General features: G+C 60.8%; 18 protein-coding genes. 2 read left to right on the top strand and 16 right to left on the bottom strand.

Annotated features, from left to right (window positions below):
• Window positions 1-255 precede the first annotated feature (255 nt).
• Window positions 256-1,692 carry a S8 family serine peptidase gene (locus CK228_RS21870; RefSeq protein ID WP_095789180.1) on the bottom strand — a complete coding sequence of 479 codons (1,437 nt, stop codon included), beginning with the start codon at window positions 1,690-1,692 and terminating at the stop codon, window positions 256-258.
• 186 nt (window positions 1,693-1,878) lie between these two features.
• On the opposite strand from CK228_RS21870, the gene CK228_RS21875 reads away from it, so the two are divergent.
• Window positions 1,879-2,196 (top strand): hypothetical protein, encoded by a 318-nt coding sequence (locus tag CK228_RS21875; RefSeq protein WP_095775907.1) that lies wholly within the window; start codon window positions 1,879-1,881, stop codon window positions 2,194-2,196.
• Between the two features lie 27 nt (window positions 2,197-2,223).
• Here the strand turns inward: CK228_RS21875 and CK228_RS21880 are convergent, their stop codons facing one another.
• Window positions 2,224-3,930: an adenylate/guanylate cyclase domain-containing protein gene (locus CK228_RS21880; protein ID WP_143750614.1), complete on the bottom strand. Its 1,707-nt coding sequence runs from the start codon at window positions 3,928-3,930 to the stop codon at window positions 2,224-2,226.
• Window positions 3,931-4,119: 189 nt separating this feature from the next.
• On the opposite strand from CK228_RS21880, the gene CK228_RS21885 reads away from it, so the two are divergent.
• Window positions 4,120-5,340: a YcaO-like family protein gene (locus CK228_RS21885; protein ID WP_280951036.1), complete on the top strand. Its 1,221-nt coding sequence runs from the start codon at window positions 4,120-4,122 to the stop codon at window positions 5,338-5,340.
• Window positions 5,341-6,184: 844 nt separating this feature from the next.
• On the opposite strand, the gene CK228_RS35840 is transcribed toward CK228_RS21885, so the two are convergent.
• From CK228_RS35840 to CK228_RS21955, 14 genes are all read right to left on the bottom strand, one after another.
• Window positions 6,185-6,313: a hypothetical protein gene (locus CK228_RS35840; RefSeq protein ID WP_348628982.1), complete on the bottom strand. Its 129-nt coding sequence runs from the start codon at window positions 6,311-6,313 to the stop codon at window positions 6,185-6,187.
• Window positions 6,314-6,686: 373 nt separating this feature from the next.
• Complete coding sequence (locus tag CK228_RS21895) at window positions 6,687-7,598, bottom strand: ABC transporter permease (protein ID WP_095789218.1); 912 nt, start codon at window positions 7,596-7,598, stop codon at window positions 6,687-6,689.
• Window positions 7,595-8,695, bottom strand: a complete 1,101-nt coding sequence (locus CK228_RS21900) for an ABC transporter permease (protein ID WP_095775903.1) — start codon at window positions 8,693-8,695, stop codon at window positions 7,595-7,597. The genes CK228_RS21895 and CK228_RS21900 overlap by 4 nt, the downstream gene beginning before the upstream one ends.
• Window positions 8,692-10,218 (bottom strand): ABC transporter ATP-binding protein, encoded by a 1,527-nt coding sequence (locus tag CK228_RS21905; RefSeq protein WP_095789184.1) that lies wholly within the window; start codon window positions 10,216-10,218, stop codon window positions 8,692-8,694. The genes CK228_RS21900 and CK228_RS21905 overlap by 4 nt, the downstream gene beginning before the upstream one ends.
• Window positions 10,219-10,222: 4 nt before the next feature.
• Window positions 10,223-11,320 (bottom strand): BMP family ABC transporter substrate-binding protein, encoded by a 1,098-nt coding sequence (locus tag CK228_RS21910; protein WP_179296006.1) that lies wholly within the window; start codon window positions 11,318-11,320, stop codon window positions 10,223-10,225.
• Window positions 11,321-11,347: 27 nt separating this feature from the next.
• Window positions 11,348-12,727, bottom strand: a complete 1,380-nt coding sequence (locus CK228_RS21915) for an amidohydrolase (protein ID WP_095789186.1) — start codon at window positions 12,725-12,727, stop codon at window positions 11,348-11,350.
• A 1-nt stretch (window position 12,728) separates the two neighbouring features.
• Window positions 12,729-13,388: a glutathione S-transferase family protein gene (locus CK228_RS21920; protein WP_095789187.1), complete on the bottom strand. Its 660-nt coding sequence runs from the start codon at window positions 13,386-13,388 to the stop codon at window positions 12,729-12,731.
• A complete protein-coding gene (locus CK228_RS21925; RefSeq protein ID WP_095775927.1) occupies window positions 13,385-14,230 on the bottom strand; it encodes an aromatic ring-hydroxylating dioxygenase subunit alpha in 846 nt (281 codons plus the stop codon). Before CK228_RS21925 ends, CK228_RS21920 begins: the two co-directional genes overlap by 4 nt.
• On the bottom strand, window positions 14,230-14,880 hold the full coding sequence (locus tag CK228_RS21930; RefSeq protein ID WP_095789188.1) for a Rieske (2Fe-2S) protein: 651 nt from the start codon (window positions 14,878-14,880) through the stop codon (window positions 14,230-14,232). Before CK228_RS21930 ends, CK228_RS21925 begins: the two co-directional genes overlap by 1 nt.
• 170 nt (window positions 14,881-15,050) lie before the next feature.
• Complete coding sequence (locus tag CK228_RS21935; protein ID WP_095775897.1) at window positions 15,051-15,320, bottom strand: acylphosphatase; 270 nt, start codon at window positions 15,318-15,320, stop codon at window positions 15,051-15,053.
• A 233-nt stretch (window positions 15,321-15,553) separates the two neighbouring features.
• Entirely contained in the window at window positions 15,554-15,742 is a 189-nt protein-coding gene (locus tag CK228_RS21940) for an RES domain-containing protein (protein WP_245438087.1), read from the bottom strand.
• 82 nt (window positions 15,743-15,824) lie between these two features.
• The gene (locus CK228_RS21945; RefSeq protein ID WP_095789190.1) at window positions 15,825-16,259 is read right to left on the bottom strand and encodes a peptidylprolyl isomerase; all 435 of its coding nucleotides are present in this window, start codon (window positions 16,257-16,259) and stop codon (window positions 15,825-15,827) included.
• A 174-nt stretch (window positions 16,260-16,433) separates the two neighbouring features.
• On the bottom strand, window positions 16,434-16,766 hold the full coding sequence (locus CK228_RS21950) for a hypothetical protein (protein WP_095789191.1): 333 nt from the start codon (window positions 16,764-16,766) through the stop codon (window positions 16,434-16,436).
• Between the two features lie 655 nt (window positions 16,767-17,421).
• Window positions 17,422-18,327 (bottom strand): LysR family transcriptional regulator, encoded by a 906-nt coding sequence (locus CK228_RS21955; RefSeq protein ID WP_095789192.1) that lies wholly within the window; start codon window positions 18,325-18,327, stop codon window positions 17,422-17,424.
• Window positions 18,328-18,356: the final 29 nt, after the last annotated feature.

An 18,356-nucleotide genomic window follows, 5' to 3' on the forward strand; every position in this document is an offset into this window, starting at 1 on the left:
CATATCGGTTATCAATTTCGGGGCGGTTGCTTCCGCACTCGCCGGCTCGCGACCCCGGTTGCGCGTTGGAGCTGCCCTCCAGGCACCTGTGTCGTGGGCCGAGGACTGCTCATTCGTCATCGGCGTTCGGTCGAGCCTGCAAAATTCGGATGATCCGATGTCGCCAAACAATGTGCGGACCGCACTCTGCCCGTTGTGCAACAGCTATGTCCACATCACTGCGACCGAGGCGACACGCGTCCCGTCACCAACAGCTTAGGGCTTCGTAGCGATTGGATCTTGCCTGGCAACGCTGTAGTCACTCGGCTTGTCGCTCCCCGGAAGCTTGCCAGGAATAAGCGCAGACGGATCGAAAAGGGCGCTCTTGTCGGGCTTTGGAATTCCGTACACCAGCAAGCCCGAAACGTGTGCGGCTGCAAATGAGGTTCCCGAGCAAACATTTGTCTGGCCATTCGGGTTCGCGACGTTGCCAGGCCATAGCGATCGGATCTTTACGCCGGGCGCAGCGAAATCAGGCGGTCCTATCTGGATGCCACTAGTCATGTCGATGTTGCCGTTTCCATAAGCGGAAAAGTTCCAGAACACGTCCGTCTTCCTCACCGCAGAAACGGTGATCACTGCTCCAGTCGGAGTGCCCGTGGAAGGAAACCGGTATCCGCCAGCACGAGCGGGAGAGATGGTCTGCACGTATCCCGAACCGCCAATGACGTCGGTATTTCCGGCAGCAACCGAAATAAAAAGCTGCTTGTTTTGCGCAAGGTCCCGCAGAAGGGCTTCAACCTTCGATTCCGGACTGGGCTCTGTCGTTCCAGACGTTGCCCCGGGTATATACAGCGGATTGTAATAGGCTCCAAAGCTCACGTTCACAACATCGCGTGCTGCGGCGTATGTCTTGACATACTGAAGGGCCGTGAGCGCATTGCTTAACAGGTCGACCGGATATGATGCGGTAAATATTCGCAGCGCGCGTATCTTGATCCCCGGAGCCACTCCAATCAGTTCTAGATTGTTTCCTTTTTTTGCGCCGATTATCCCGGCCACCATGGTTCCGTGTCCGATTGGATCGGCGGCCGTTTCGGAAACGCAACTCGCTGTGCAAAGTCGCTGCTCGACGATCTGCAATTCGTTGGCGATATCTGACCCAGGGCCGATGCCGCTGTCGACAATCCAAACGGTTTTCGTCAGCGCGCTCGCATCCACAGGACTGGGGTTGACCCGCTTGATGTTCTTAGGGAGAGACTCCGTAGTGGAGATGGCTTTTTGATCGTCTTCGTCCCCGCACTCGGAGCCCATGCCGAAAATCAGCGAATTTGAGCTGATCTCGCCTACTTCGAGGATTTTCTCTTCAGCCACCCGAGCGCGGGCGGTCGCGGCTGATATGGGAAGTGTGAGCGCGCTGAGCGAATACAGATTGCCTACGTTATCGGAGAAATACTTATCGCCTCCGTTTTGATCGATGAAGGCTTCCCCGAGAATTGTTCGCGCTATCTGGTTGACGTCAGCCTCGGTGTAATCCTTTCCGCTTTTGAGCCATATGATTGACGTGTTGTCAGCCTTGGCCTGCATCTCGGAAATCACGGTGCCAGGAATAGGCTCCAGCGGGGTCCCGCCAGATGACTCCTCACCTGCGTTCGCAAGCGGCGCGTTTGCAAGGATCAGGCATGCGACGAACAGAGTCGGTAAGCAGCGCATGCCAATCTCCAACCGGGCCGATCGCCCAAGTCGCCAATTCACAATAGAGTAATTTGAAAAGGTGGGCGTGGCAATAATGTCTCACCGTCCTTGCCCGATTTCTCAAGCGGCGGCTTGGGGGATATTTCAGCGGGGCGCTCGTTTGACGGGCTCATGGTGTCTGCCGGTTACAGATAGGGGGATTTGATGGCACGGGCGAGGGCAAAACGTAATCGGCAGCAGACGGAAATCGCGCAGGCCATAATCGCGGAGTGGTTTCGAGTACTGCCGGAAAGTTCCGGGTCCATCGGAGCCATGGACGAGTACTCACTCACTGCGGCCTTTAATGACATTCTTGACAGGCCAGCACTGGCCATAATCGATGATCCGACCGTCGTGAAGATAGTCGTGCCGCTGCCCCCGGCGGGCATTGCAACGCGTGACCAACTCAGTGACTACCTTGCACGCAATCAGGATTTCGTTGCCGGAATGAGCGCGGCAGCCCTCTTCGGCTGCGGTCGATAGAGCGCGGATACCCTGTGAGGCCGGCTTCTATCTGGGAAGGCCGGCCTTCTCCATGTCTCTCGCGAACGCGGCCAGCAGGGCTTCATCCGCAAATGGCCTGCCGTGCGACCACTCCGTCACCGTGAATTTCGGGTCCAGGTCCAGCACACGGCTCGCCGCCCGAAGCGCTTCACTGACCTTGTCCTGACGCACCAACGCGACCGTTAAAGCAAGCCACGCTCGAACGTAACCGGGATGCGATGCGACGACCTCGCGGCAAATCAGTTCAGCCTCTTTGGCTCTCCCCACCGCCAGATTGGAGAGTGCAAGATTGGCCGATATCCAAGGCGAGACATGGTGGCTCAGCGAAGCCGCGCGATTGTAGGCCCGAATGGCGGCAGGGTAGTTGCCGAGCAGATCCATGAGCGCGCCCTGGTATCCTACGATTTCTGGACTGTGACCCGCGACCGCGACGGCATCATCCATGGCCCGCTGCGCCTCCTGAGGCTTCCGTTGAAGCAATCGCAAGAATGCCAACAGAGCCAGCACGTCCGAATGGCCGGCGTCAATGCGCGAGGCACGCTCGTATAGAAGTTCGGCCTCGTGGATCGCTTCCTCGTCGTTCTCTGCCCAGCCCAGACGCACCTCGTCGAGATAGCAGAACCCGAAAGCCACCAGGGCGCACAGGTAGGTGGGATCCATGGTCAGTGCACTGGAATAGAACTCCTTCGCCCGCCGATGCCCCTCCCGTGTGTATCGGCGCTCCTCGTCATGACCTCGCTGAAAGGTCTCCCACGCCAAACCACTGCGTGTTCCACGTTTCCAAATCTGCGCCTGTTCCCCGTCGGTCAGCGCCAATTGCAAGGCAGATACGACTTCCGAGGCAATCTGGTCCTGGGCATCGAAGCTGTCGCGAAGATCGTAGTCATATCGCTCGGCCCAGATGGTCGCACCGTCAGACACCGAAATCAGCCGAGGCATGATCCGGAGATGCTGGCCGCGCGTGCTGATGCTCGATCGCAAGACATAATGGGGCTTGCCTCGCGCCACGGCGGTCGCATCTCGAACCGAGATCGAATTGGTGAGCCGCGCCAAGACAAGATGAATCTCATCTTGCAGAGACGACGCGACGAACCGCGCCGATTGCGAGTCGTCTTGCGGCTCAAACGGTTGAATTTCAACAATCGGCTTTACAATATTCTCTCTATATTGCTGGATGTCCCTTAGAAAGTCGGAGGTATACTCATCCGATTTAGAACTTACAACACAATATATGTGAACGCTATCGCTAATATTCTTCAGGCGCTTAGAGCCAATACTTTCGGTGACCACCGAAAACCCATCAGGAAATCGCCGAACGACATCGTCGGACATAAGTATCTGGCCGGGCGCTGCTACTCCCTGAATGCGGGACGCAACGTTGACTGCATGTCCATAGATGTCGCCATCGATTTCAAAAACCTCTCCGAACGCAATTCCAACCCGCCAGCGACTATCTTGCAGCCTATTTTCGAGAAGCGCTGATTGTGCTGCTATGCCAGCAACCGCTGCATCCGAAGCAGACTCGAAAGCTGCCAGGACGAAGTCACCCGGAGTTGAAACTATCCGTCCGCCATTTGCCTTGAGCGCCTTCACAAACGCGTTGCGCGACGTGACGAGATTACGGACGCCCGTCTCGGGGTTCCGGAAGACGGACTCGCTGTATCCGACCATGTCACCGGCAAGGATGAAGAGTTCTTTCCGCGTCTCGGCCACGATCGTATCGGACGCCGTGGGCTGGGCCAGAGTTCCACCCGAGGCGGCCTCGCCAGATACTATCGTTTGCACGTCAGCCCGAATTGTTGGTTATGTTGCACCGCAGAAGTCATCCTACCTACAAATCGGCGTATTAGCCAGTTGGAATGCAGCGTCGGCATGCCCGGGACATCGCCGGCGAAGCTCCACATGAGGTCGCGAAAGGCGCCGAGGTTCCCTTTGATCACGTTCGCCAGCCCGCCTGCAGTACTGCCGCTGCCCACGGGATGTCCCTTTCACGTCGCCGCCGCCGTATTGGCACCGGACCACACCGGCCGCCGACGCCTGGTTTCTGGGCGCGCCCGGACCGCAGACGGGGCCTTCAGTCGGACGGTGATGGAAGGCATCGAGCGCAGCAGTGCCGTATATACCGGTCGCGAACAGGTCGTGGTGGCCACCTTCGATGAGATGCAAGGTTCGGCAATAGATCCTCGGGATCTCTTGAAGTATTCGCCCCGACAGTTGGCCCATGCGGAGGTTTGGAACTCCAGCGCTGATCGAGACCAATGGATACCCGGGCCTTTCGACACTGGGCGAGCGATATCATGGTTGGAGATCGAGCATGTCTCAACAGGAAATCGAGGATATGCGCCGGCAGCGTATTGTCTGCTTTCATACCCGAATTGTTACGATATCGGATTTTGTTTGGCAGACAGTTCGGGGCTTGCCGCTGGCCTAAATAGAGAAGAGGCGACGCTACGTGCGGTTCTCGAGCTTGTTGAACGCGATGCGGTATCCATATGGTGGTATAATCGCCTTAAATTGCCGGAAGTCACGATACCGCAAAGTCAGGAAGAGTTGGTGAGGTTGTTTCGTAGCTGGTTGCGGACACTTCATCGGAAGCTTCATTTGATTGACCTAACCAATGATCTTGAGATCCCGGTTGTCGCAGCGCTGGCATATGGCGAGGATGGCAAAGGATTCTGGTTTGGTTCCGCTGCTGGCCCGGATCTGCATCAGGCCATTGAGGGTGCTCTGGGAGAGGTCTGCCAGTTCATGCTTTCCGCCAATTTCGCACGGCCGATGTCTGCCGCAAGGCAGGCCATCCCACCGAATTTCGTCGCTTGGGCTGCTGCCGCGTCGTTGCGACGAAACCGCCATTTGACGCCCTCAGGTCGGCTTGACCATCGCCGTGAGCACGCCGGGCCGGAGGACGTTCTCGGCAAACTCAGGTCAAAGGCCGTTGACCTGTTCGTTGTGTGCTTGTCCCGCGACGATGCGCCAACCGTCGTCCGCGTCCTCGCACCTACGCTTCGCCCGATCTGGCCCCGATACGCCGAGGGCCGGCTGTTCGAGGTTCCGGTAGCCATGGGCGCGCGCAAGAGACCTATTTCAGAATCGGACCTTAATCCGACGGCTATTTTGTACTGACCTCAGCCCGCGTTGTCGAGGAGTTCACCGGCCTTGGACAGGTCACGCACTCGGACCGTCAGCGTGTTGCTCACTTGGTAGCGACGAGTTTCGTCTTTTGCGTGCCCTCGCGCTTTTTCAGATAGCCGTAGCGTGCCGGGATCGGGGCGAGACGGGCGCGGCCCGCGATCTGCTCGCGCCAGTTCATGAGTGGTTCACGGAAGGGCGCGTGACTTGCCGGACCCAGAGGCGTTGCTCGCTGGGCGCCGAATAGCTGCTCGGGCGCCCCTTTTCCTCGATCAGCCCGTTGTAGAGATAGACGACGTGGCTCGCGACCCCAATGCGTTGGGCATCCATCCACACCGCCTCGGCGGGCTCGCGCGTCGAGAAGAGGTAGTTTTCGTCCTAGACCGGCGTCTTGGCATGCAACAGCCACATGTTGTTGGTGCCCCTTGCGAAGCTTGCCGGCGGGGTAGCCGCCGCGACGACCGGAATGCCGCCCAGCGGGTCGGACAACTGGCGTAGAGGATGTGCGAGGATCGGCAGACCGTCTAGCTGCCGCCTCCAAATCGTGGTCAGTTCGAACAAGAAAGCGTGGCAAACCCGCCCGTGCCGATAACGCTCGTTGCCCATGGCCGGGGGTGTCGGAGGAAGAGAAGCGAGGATACGAAAACGTCGCGTTTGCCAAGGCCGCCGATTCTCAGTTGCCCTCTATCATTTTCGCCGGCTCCAACTCCATCGACGCCTTCACCGCACGCAGATCCGCCAGCATGTTCGCCCACATGAACCGCTTCTCCTGATCCGTCATCACCTTGAAGCGCGCCGAGCGCCTTCATCCTCGTTCGCCTTCGGCGCGTCCAGGCCTTCACCGTGGCGGGGCGATTAGCCCGTCGATGATCTCGCGATGGGCCTTCAGCGTCGTAAGCGTCGCCTCCTCATCCTTGCCCATAAGTCGGCTATAGCCGACGACGTCGGCTGCAAGAATGGCAGCCATTCTACGGTTGACGCGCTCCACAGTTCTGCCCACTCTCGTCGGACGTCCTTCGCTATCCTAAGTCACAAAACGGTCGATAGGGAGTACCAAGGCGTCGACTTTGACGCGCCTTCAAATCCGAATTTCGGTGTCCTTTTCGTCCACGATATCCAACCATTCCTGCTTGACAGGTGACCTACTGCTTCTGGCCCAACGCGGTCGGCACTACGTTGGAGAAAAGGTCGGCTTTCCAGCCCCATCATCCCGAAAGCGGACGTTCAGCTGTCGGCCCCAATGCGGCCGCGCTCATAGCGCCGTGGTTAAAATGCATTGATTGACCCGCTTTGGGATAAAGCTGAGCCACAACTCGCATGGAAACTAAATTTAGCTGTTGTTAATGCTCGAAGGGGTCACCGAGCGAGGCGATGCCGTTGAGCTGCATCATGCGGCGGTCTGATGAAATGATGCCGAGTACGATGATCGTGACCAGGTAGGGCAAGCTTGAAAGCAGTTGCGACGGCACGTCCAGTCCCGTTGCCTGCGCGGCGAGAGCCAAAAGCGACACCGCGCCGAAGAGGCATGCACCCAGGAAAATCCGACCGGTGAGCCACGTTCCGAAAACGACGAGGGCAATGGCAATCCAGCCGCGCCCGGCGATCATTCCATCTGCCCAAAGCGGCGTATAAACCACTGCGGCGTAGGCGCCGGCAAAGCCTGCCATCGCGCCGCCGAACGTGACTCCGGCGATGCGGACGGCGATGACCGGATAGCCGATTGCGTGCGCCGCCTTGGGGTTTTCACCGACGGCCCGGATGACGAGCCCGGCCTTCGTATAGGCAAACATCGCCCAGATGGCCAAGGTCGCCGCAAGGGAAAGCCAGACGACGACATCCTGCGTGAAAAGCCCGCCGACGACCGGGATATCGGAAAGCCAGGGCAAGGCGAGCTTTGGAAGCCCCCGGACAGTAAGGCTTTCATAGGTCTTGCCGAACAGCGCCGAGAGGCCCTGGCCGAGGATGCCGATGGCGAGGCCAGTCGCCACCTGGTTTGCACGAAACCCGAGCGTGACGATGGCAAAGACGAGGGACAACGCCGCGCTGCCGGCGCCCGCGGCGAGGAAACCCAGGAAATGCCCGCCGGCATGATAGACGATGATGAAGGCGAGGACCGCGCCGAATGCCATCAATCCTTCCACACCGAGATTGAGCACCCCGGTGCGTTCGGCCACCAGCTCGCCCAGCGACGCGAGAAGAAACGGCGTTGCGGCCGCGAGCATGCCGGCAAGGACGAACTCGACGGCGTTCATGATGGGCTCCGGTGGGCGGGACGGCGCCATTCGAGACGGTAGCGCACGAAGGCAGCGGCGATGAGATAGGCGAGGAGCAGGCTGCCTTGGAAGACGCGCACCGCGGCGACCGGCAGATTGGCCGACACCATGGCGTTGTCGCCGCCGATATAGAGCGCCGCCATGATGAGCGCGGAAAAGACGATGCCCAGGGGATGCAGACCGCCGAGATAGGCGACGATGATAGCCGCGTAGCCATAACCCGTCGAGATCGAGCGCTGCAGTTGACCGATAGGGCCGGCCACCTCGGCCGCGCCCGCCAGTCCCGCGGCGAAGCCGCCGATGAGCAGAGAGAGCCAGATCGCCCGTCCCTCGGCGAAACCGGCATAGGCGGCAGCACGCGGCGCGAGCCCGCCAACCTGCAGTTTGTAGCCGGTGAAGCTCTTCTGTATGAATGCCCATGCCGCGATGGACAAGGCAAATGCCAGAAGCAGCGAGACGTTGACGCGGGTGCCGGGGATCAGGATCGGCACCATCGCATCGTACTGGAACATCACGGATTGAGGAAAGTTGAAGCCATTGGGATCCTTCCACGGGCCAAGCAGCAGGTAGTTGAGCACCTGTACGGCAACGAGGCTCAGCATCAGGGAGACAAGAATCTCGTTGGCGTTGAGCCGGACGCGCCAGAAGGCGGTTATCGACGCCCAGAGGGCGCCGCCTATGGCCCCGAGGAGCAGCATCGATGGCCAGATCCAAAGGCCCGTTGCCAGCGGAAACCATACGGGAATGGCCGAGGCGAAGATGGCGCCGAGGATAAACTGGCCTTCGGCCCCGATGTTGAACACCTTTGCGCGAAAACCAATCGCCAGCCCCTGCGCGACGAGAAGCAGCGGTCCTGTTTTGAGCAGCACTTCCGAGAATGAGGCCCAGGACAGGAACGGCTCGAGGAGCATCGCATAGACGACTGCTGCCGGGTCCCGGCCGATCAGCACGTAGAGCCCAAGATTGAAAAGGATCGCCACGGCGAGCGCGGCGGGAGGGGCAAGCAGCGTAGCAGCGAGCGAGGCGTGCTCTCGGCGCACAAGGGCCGGGAGGATAGACACTGGAAAAGCGTTCATGCGGGAACCTGACCGGCGGCGGTTGCAGATGCTCCGATCATGTATCGCCCGATGTCCTCCGGCCTGGTGTCGTTCGTGACCAGCGGCGGGCTCAGCCGGCCGTGATGGAGCACCTGGATGGAATCGCAGAGTTCGAAGAGTTCCTCCAGTTCCTCGGAGATGACGAGGATCGCCATGCCTCCGTTGCGCAGTGTGACGAGGCGCCTGCGTATGGCGGATGCGGCACCGATGTCGACGCCCCATGTCGGCTGCGCCACGAGCAGCAGTTTCGGGGACAGCATGATCTCGCGGCCGACGATGAATTTCTGCAGATTGCCGCCCGAAAGCGCGCCGGCCTCCGCGTCCGGGCCGGGCGTGCGCACATCATATTGCCGGATGCAGTCATTGGTGAACGCCGTCGCCCGCGCCTTGTCGACCAGACCGCGTCTCAAAAGCCCGAGCGGATGAGCCGTCAGCAGGCTATTGCGGACGAGCGACATCTCGGGTACCGCGCCGCGACCGAGCCGGTCTTCAGGGACGAAGGCAAATCCGAGTTTTCTGCGCGAGGCCGCGTCGAGCGCGCTCACATCCTTGCCCATCATGTGGATATGGTCGCGCTGTCCCTTCGGCAGCAGCGTCTCGCCGGAGACGAGCGCGGCGAGCTCGCTCTGCCCATTCCCCGAAATGCCGGCTATGCCGAGGATTTCGCCGGAACGCAGCGTGAGGTCGACATCTGAGAGCGCAACGGCAAAGAGGTCGTGGGGCCGATAGTCCAGGCCGATAATCTCGAGCCGCTTTTCCCCCCGGGGCATGGGAAGTGCCGGCGCTGGCTCCGGCATGTCGCGGCCGATCATCATGCAGGCAAGGTCGTGCGTATCGTGATCGCGCGGGTCGACGTTTCCGGTCACGCGCCCGCCGCGCAGGATGGTCGCCCGGTCGCAGACTGCACGGATTTCGTCCAGTTTGTGCGAGATAAACAGGACGGAGACGCCGCCGTCGCGTAGCCGGCGCAACGTCTCGAAAAGCTTGCCCACCGATTGCGGGGGCAGGACAGAGGTTGGTTCGTCGAGGATCAGCAGCTTCGGATTGGTCATCAGGCAACGGATGATCTCTACCCGCTGCCGCTCGCCTACGGAGAGCGCATGCACTTGGGCGAGTGGATCGACCTCCAAGCCGAACTCGTCCCCGAGCGCGCGGGTGCGCTCCGCCAGGCGGGCTTTCCGGCCTGGCACGACCAGTCGAATGTTCTCCACAACGGTCAGGGTTTCGAAGAGCGAAAAATGCTGGAAAACCATGCTGATCCCCTTACGCCGCGCCTCCGCGGGGGAGGCAAGGCGCAAGGGTTCGCCGTCCCAGAAGGCGGTTCCGCCGTCTGGCTGTTCGACGCCGTAAATCAGCTTCATCAGCGTCGATTTGCCCGCCCCGTTTTCCCCGAGGATCGCGTGAATCGACCGTGGAGCCACGTCCAGATCTATGTCCTGATTGGCATGGATCTGGCCGTATTTCTTGGAGATGCCGCGAAGCGACAGGAGCGAAGCAGTCATAGGATCACTTCGGCAGAGGGGTGGTGACGCCCTTGACGTGCCAGTCCATCGCGACAATCTCGGCATCCGTGAGCGTAGCGCCGGCGGGGACGCCATCGCTGCCATCGGCTTTGGCGATCCGTCCGGTGAATGGCGAGAAACCGCCATTAGCGATCTTGGTCTCGACCTCCTTGATCCTGGCCATCATGTCGGCGGGCACGTCCGGGCTCCAGTCGACGACCTCGACGACCTTGTCGCCGACGCCGAGGAAGGCGTTGGCACCCTTGAACGTGCCAGCGAGATGGGCGTCGACCGAGGCCTTGAAGAAAGGCGACCAATCCGTCGCGACGCAACCGAGATAGGTTTTCGGAGCGTATTTCTTCATCGAGGAATTGAGGTTGAAGGTGTAGATGCCGGCCTCCTCGCAGACCGCGATGACCGACGGCGTGTCCTGTGCATTGGAGAAGATCACGTCGCATTTCTGCGCCAGCAAGGCCTTGGCGGCTTCCTGTTCCTTGGCCGGATCGAACCAAGAGTTTACCCAGACGACCGAGACCTCGATATCAGGCTTCACCGCCTGCGCGCCCAACGTGAAGGCGTTGATGGAGGTGATCAGTTCTGGAATGGCGAAGGCAGAGACCGAACCGAGCTTGCCGGTCTTGGACAGCGCGGCAGCGGCCATTCCCATCAGATAGGTACCCTGGAAATACTTGGCGGCGAAGGGCGAGAAGTTCGGCGCCACCTGAAAGCCGGAGGCGTGCAGCACGGTGACGCCGGGATTGCGGTGGGCGGCCTGGAGGGCGCCGTTCTGGTAGCCGAAGGAGCCGGCGATCAGGAATTTGTTCCCGTCGGCAACGGTCTTGTTCATGATGCGGTCGGCATCCGGGCCTTCCGCGATGTTTTCGATGATCGTGACTTTTACCTTGTCGCCATAAGCGGCCTTTACCGGCTCCAGGCCGTCGGCAAGCGCCCGGCCCCAGCCGACGTCGCCGACCGGCGAGGGGACCACGAGCGTGATGCCCAAGGGTTCGTCGGCGGCGAGCGCGGAGCGACCGCCCAGCACCGCGGCGAGGCCGGAGGCGGCGGCGGCCTTCATCAGTATTCTGCGGTTGAGATTTTTCAGCATTTAGGTTCCCCTGTTTTCAAGTTTCTAGATTTGAACCGAGGCAAGTGCCGCCTCGGCGTCGGCGAATAGCCGCCCCTCGTCGAGCCCGGTGAACTCGCCTTTCGACCAGACGACACGGCCGTTGATCATGGTCAGGTCCGTCGGCATGCCGATGCCGACCTTGGCGATCAGGCTCAGCGGATCGTGCCGGGTGCCGACATAGTCCATGCGCCGGGTGTCGATGGCGAAGAGATCGGCGGCCATGCCGGGCGCAAGCCGGCCGATGTCACCTCGGCCCAGGAGCGCCGCGCCGCCCGTCGTGGCATAGCCGAGGAAGTCGGCCGGCGGCGGGACAGGATGCGCACGCGTCGATGCCGCCAGGCACTGCAGCATGTAGGCGGAGTGGATGCAGTGCATCAAGTTGGAATTGTCGTTCGAGGCGGCACCGTCGCAACCGAGCCCCACACGGAGGCCGAAGGCCGACATGGCCGGAATGTCCGTGACTTCCGCGCCAACCAGATAGACCGGTTCTGGGCAATGGGAGACGCCGGCTCCGCTTGCAGCCATCTTGCGCAGTTCGTCGTGGGTCAGTTCCCAGCAATGGGCATAGAAGGCGTCCGGCCCCGCGAAGCCGAGTTCCGCGCAGTAGTCGACGGTCCGCATGCCGTACCGGGCCTCGATCACCCGGCTTTCGCCTTCGCCGACATGCGTGTGCATCTGGACGCCCCGATCTCGTGCCAGCGCCACCGATTCCACAAAGGTTTCGCGGTAGCAGTTGACCGGCTGGCAAGGGGCGACGACAAGCTGGCGCATGCTGAACGGGCCGGCGTCGTGATAGGTGTCGATAAGGCGGGCGCAATCGGCGATGAACTCGTCAGTCGTTTCCAGCATGGCGTCGGGAATGGTGGAGCCTTCCGACTTCGGCAGAGTGTTGCCACCGCGGCCCGCATGGAAGCGCATGCCCAGGAGGTCGGCGGCCTCGAATTGGCGGTCGATCAGCCGCTTGCCGGCATGGCGTGGAAAACAATACTGGTGATCGAACGCCGTGGTGCAGCCGTGCTTGATCATCTCGGCCATCGCGGTGACCGAGGCGTGGTAGAAGCAGTCTTCGGTCAGCCGCGAAAAGATCGGATAGATGCGGTCGAGCCATTCCATCACCGACAACTTCGTCCAGTCGAGATCCGCTCGGTTGCGCACGAAACACTGGAAGAAGTGGTGGTGGGTGTTCACGAGCCCAGGATAGACGAACCAGCCAGCGGCGTCGTGCGTGATGGTCCCGGCGGGCAGCGGTCCTTTGCCGAGACCTTCGCCGATCGCCCTGATCGCGGGGCCATCGGTCAGCACGTCCACGTTGCGCCGGACACCAAGGCCGTCGCCCGTGTCGACGATGACTGCCACGCAATTCTCAAAAAGGTAGCCTGCCACGTCAGAACCCACTGGTTTCAGGGAGGGGTTCCGGCTTCAAATCGTGCAACCGGTGGATGCCGGGCATCTCGATGAAGCCTTCTATGCTGCGTACGGCACGGGACCAGAGCCGGATCGTGGGGTAGGGATCGAGCGAGACGCCGCCGTCCGGCGCCAGCGCCACATAGGGAAAGCAGGCGATATCGGCAATCGTCGCCCGTTGCGAGGCGAGGAACCGCATGCCACGGATACTCTGTTCGACGAGACCCGCTTCCAATTCGCGCAAGGCTGCGGTTCCCTGTGCCTGTAGGCTGGCGATATCGCCAGGACGCAGAAGCATCTCGTGGAGGCGCGCGCCTCCGAGGCTGGCCGTCAGCCGATGCGAGAAGGAAAGCCATTGCTGGACACGCGCTGCTTCCTCGGCCGTACCGCCGCCAAGCCATCGCGGGTCGACCTTTGAGGCGAGGTAGACGAGCATGGCCGAAGATTCGGTCAGGATCAGGTCGCCATCCTGCAGAATTGGAATGGCACCGGCGGGATTGAGCGCCAGGAGTTCGGCACCGCGATGCTCGGCGCCGGGATGGAAATCGACCGCGCGGATGTCGATCCGCACATCCGTCAGCGCCGCCATCAGGCGAACCTTGTAGCAACTGGGCGAAAGAATGTAGTCGTAAAGCTTCATTGCGCCACCAGTTGCGCGCCATAGGTATAGCCGTGGCGCTTCAGCCAGCGCCGGTAGGCGACCGAGGTCAGATCGGCCCGGGTCGGGATCTCCATGCCGGGGTCAAGCGGCAGCAGCCGGGGGATCTGGTTTTCGAGGATCGACCTGTCTTGCACGAAGATGGTCTGCTGGAAGTGGATCAGGTCGGTCATCGACGTCTCATCGTCGAAGAGCGCCATCCATGGCCAGACGTCGCACAGGTCTTCCGCGAGCGGCTGGACGAAGAGGGTGATCACGTCCCATTCACCGGGACGCGGCGGGCAGGTCTTGTAGAGGATGGAGCAGGTTGGCGCCGGCACGCGGTACATGTATTCCGTGGTGACGCCCCCGCTTGCCGATTTGGCGGCCTGCGGCTGGTAGAATTTCACTTGCGTTGCCCAGACCTCGTCTTCGTCCTCGCGTATGTCGACCTTGTAGTTCTGAACTTCCGTATGCGGCTCGGCACCAAGGATGTCCGTGTGCACAAAGGGAAAGTGCGCGATGTCCAGAAAGTTTTCCACCGCGCGCAGCGGCGAGCAGCGCACCCGGACCACGCCGACATCGACAAGCCGGCGGCCGAGTTGGTCGGCCTCGGGAATCGCAAAGAGCGGCTTCCGCGGTTCGCCGAGCGACGTCCATATATGGCCGTAGCGCACGCAGACGGGCAGCATGCGGCCATCGGCGGATGTAACCCTGACGGTTCCCTCGGCGTCGCGTCCCACCTCGACCGGCTCGCCCATGAGGGCCGTCTTGCGCCCACTCACATCCAGTTGGCTGAAAAGGCCGACCGGATACCATTCGTCGACCATTGCGTTTGGGATCATCATGCGATCCCTTTCCGCTGAATATGCTCGGCCATGCGCCGTAGGGCCTCCGCTGCCCGTGACGCGGCGATCCGCTCCGGTGGGCTGGCGTCACCCTCCACAAGGACATGAATCAGCGCCTGTTCGTCTTCCAGCGAGGCAACCAGCATCCGGATCGTCTGTGAATTGTTGGCAAATCCGACAATGCCCCCGGGGGAGGCATCGGTGCCAGCGGCCGCCTCTATCGCCGCAATCCCGGCACATGCCGTCAGGGAGCGCAGCGGAGCGAGACCGTCAAGTCGCGGAGGACGAGTTGCCGATTGATCCGCGGCAATCCAGATGATCCCGTCGCCTTCTTCGACCTGCCGCGTCGCGACCCGGATCGCCTCCGGCGGTGTCAGGCCCGGATGGGCCGGGATGCGCACACAGTTTCCGGCTTGGGCATAGCTCCAGCCATGATAGATGCAGGAAAGGGCCTCGCCGCGCACGAATCCATGGGACAACCGCATGCCGCGATGCGGGCATCTATCCGCGAATGCCGACACGCCTCCGGACCGGCTTCGCCAAAGGGCAATCGGTCCGGTCGGCGTCCTTGCCGGAATTACGGTTCCCGCCGGCAAGTCGGCGGAAAGGGCGACTGGCGTCCAAGAGCCGGTCGTACGTGACTTCATGCTTCAACTTTCCGAACAGGATCGACATCTTCTGAATGCAAATTCGTGGCCGACGACCTCCTACCGGCGTTGTCACGTTTGCACAATGTTTTCGCACTGGCAATAATGACTAAAAAAAAGGCAAGACTGGTCCAATGCGCCGAGGAGCCGGTCCCTGCATGAGGTTCAAGCTAGCCGGTTTCTCCCTTGATCGGCGCGCGGTGGATTGCCTCGACCCAGACATCGATGGGACCGAGGGAACATCCCATTTCCATCATATCGATCAATTCCACTGGGCCGGCAACGTCGAGTTCGATCCGGCCGGTACTGGTGCTGGATATGGTCTGCACAAGCCCGAGCTTGGCGGCATGGCGCCGGATCCACGGCACGAAGGAGACAGCATCGACGTCGCCAAGGATCGTCATACGCTCGCGCGAGGCGCTCTTGATTTGCTCTGCCATGAAGAACCTAACACATTAGCCTAGTCGGTCATGCAACACAATTTCTCACGAGCAAATGGGCGCCGGCAATTTTCCGTGGATCTGACCGGGCAATTGCGACATTTCATCACTGGGAGGCACCGACGCGAAAGGGATATCTTGCCGGCTCCTGTCTTGGAGGCGGAAGACCATCTCCCGCGCGACAGGCGCCCGATGTGTCGGGCCGGGGCCGCAATCACCGCGGAGGCAACGCCTCACGCGGCGATGAGCTTGATGATACGCACGGCTCGAAGGCGTGCGACCGCGCGGCCATCGACAGCCAGATTGGTGTGCCCGTTCAGTCGGGAGAGATAGAGAATGCCATCCGGTTCGTCCGGATGATCATCGAGAGCAACGGACCACGCACGCGCCAGGGTCTGGTTAGTCGCCTTGGCGACGTCCACAGGAATCCCCATGACCACCGGCCCGTCATCTCGCAAATCAGCAAGCCCGCGAAGCCGACCAATTCTGCGCCGGATTCGTGCCTTACGCCGCCTGAACGATCTCGACCAGTTCAACGTCGAACACCAAATCCTTTCCGGCCAATGGATGATTGCCGTCGAGCTTGACGCTGGCGTCGTCAACTTCGACGACTGTTACCGGGATGGGGCGACCGTCGCGGGTTCTGACCTGCAATCGAGTGCCGATATCAACGTTGATGTTGTCTGGCACCTTGGCGCGGTCGATGGTCATGACCACTTCGGGGCGGTGAGGGCCATAGGCGGCGTCGGCTGGAACGGTGACGGTGCTTTTCGCACCCACCTCCATGCCCTCGACATGGGTTTCAAGACCGGGGATCACTTGTCCTTCACCCAGTGTGAACTGCAGCGGTTCGCTGCCGGAAGAATCGAATTGAGTGCCGTCGACTAGGCGTCCATTGTAGTTGATACGCACGGTATCGCCATTCTTGGCCTGTGTCATAGCAGTCATCCTTTCGGAAGTTCTTGAGGGGCCGGCCTAAGCTCACGGTCCCGTTCTCGATCATCCGCGCACTCGGGGTGCACGGCGCGAAGCTCTAAAACTAGGGGCTTGGCTACCGATGTAAACCCAGAATGCCAATTTGAGCTATTCGATGGCCGTGGCTCGGTACGAAATTCAAGTCGAAGAGCGTTTTCCGTCTGGTGGGAGTGCCTCCTGGAGCAGCGTCAGGTTCTCCCTTAGGACTTCAATCGAGAATTCGATCTTGGTCACCAGACCAGGATAGGCTGGGCGATCCTTCTCCAGCAGCGCGATTGTCAACTCCCGGATTTGCTTCTCCGCCATTTCAAGCCGTCCCGCCATCCGCTCGGAATACAGGCGCACCAGGAACCCCACCTGTGCGGCTTCAATGAGCCGCTGGCGACGGCGCCGCTGACGCTCGGCTGGGGACATCGGAGCGCTGCCCTTCAGTCGGCGGCCTCGCTTCCGTTTGGGCGTGTCGTCGGCCATGGTATTTTCGCGATTATCGTGCGTCACGAAAACTGAATCTGATGACGCCGACCGTCAAGAGGGGGTGTTGCAATTTTACGAGCAAGGACTGGACGAACTCGTTGAGAACGTAGGTTTGCCTTTGCGGTAAGGATTCAAACTGACCTCGTTCACCTCTAGCAAGGATCTGCTCGCGTCAGGTGCTGACCTTCGGAACGTGCCCCTGTAAGCGACCGCTATTGGGCCGAAAAAGCGGACTGGCGAGTTCGAGGCTCGGAAGGCCAGAAGAGGACCTTCAGGCTCGTCGCGCGTATCGACTTGATCTGACCCGAAGCAAACTCTCGCAGGTGACGTCCGGCATGACCGCTTCGCGCCCCATCCTCGCCGTTCCCGGGCCTGAAAACGGCCATTCGTTTCGATTGCCCGTTTTGCTACGCTACGGAGATCGACGGCGGCCCCGGATAGGGTTGCGAGCAACCGGATACCTCCGAACTTGATACGGAATGGTTCTGTGCATGGGCACGGCGTTGGGGAGACAGAAGGCGGAAAGTTTGAGGACATCTCATGTCGGACGTCAAAGGTCGCCGGTTTCAGTGCCGCATTCTGTTGGACCGCCGACCGGCAGACATAGCTTCAGAATGTTGATTTCGACGGCGGCACGGAGATGTTCGTCTCGCTACTCCATATACGGCGCCAGCACATCTTCGATCCATTTCATGAATGCGCGGACCCGGCGCGACAGATTGCTCCGATGTGCCACGACGAGGGACACGGCGAGCGCCCGGCGACGAAAATCGGGTAGGATCTCCACAAGCGTGCCACTCTCCAAGTATCGACCAATCCCCAAGAGCGGCGCTTGTATCAGGCCAAGGCCGGCGAGGGCAGCGGCTTCGTAGGTCTGCGCGCTGTTGACGTGTAGCGCACCTGGCAACTGAAGCGTCGCGTAGCTGTCGCCGTCCGGATATTCCCATCCATGGGGCCTTGCGCCCAGTGTCGTCGAAAAATGAATTGTCCGATGTTCCTGACGCTGGAGATCTTCCAGCGAACGAGGAACGCCAAAGCGCGCGAGATAGGCGGGACTGGCAGCGTTGACCATACGCAACAGGCCCAGTGGGCGGGCAATCAGCGTCTCGTCCCTTATGGGGCCAAGCCGCAATACGCAGTCGAACCCCTCTTGAACCAGATCCACCTGTCGATCCGTGCTCGACACCTCCAGCTCCAACTCGGGATGTGTCGCCATGAAATCCGGCAAGGCCGGCACGATCGTTGTGCGCGCCACCTCGGTCGGAAGATCGACCCGCAAACGCCCACGAAGTGCCACGCGATCGCCTGCGAACATCGAGTGCAGGTCATCGACTTCAGCAAGCAGATCGCGGGCACGGGCATGAAATGCGCGTCCGTCCTCCGTCAATTGCACGCTGCGCGTCGTCCGGTGCAGGAGCCTGACACCGATATCTTCCTCCAGCTTCCGGACTGCCGTTGAGGCCCTCCCTTTTTGGATACCCAGGCTATCCGCCGCGCGGGTGAAGCTCCCCATTTCCGCTACCGTTATGAAAATGAGGACGGGTTCGAGATTCTGCATTTTCGTGCCTCGGTATTGTGTCCCAAAAA

Source organism: Mesorhizobium sp. WSM4312, from assembly GCF_002294875.1.
Lineage (GTDB): Bacteria > Pseudomonadota > Alphaproteobacteria > Rhizobiales > Rhizobiaceae > Mesorhizobium.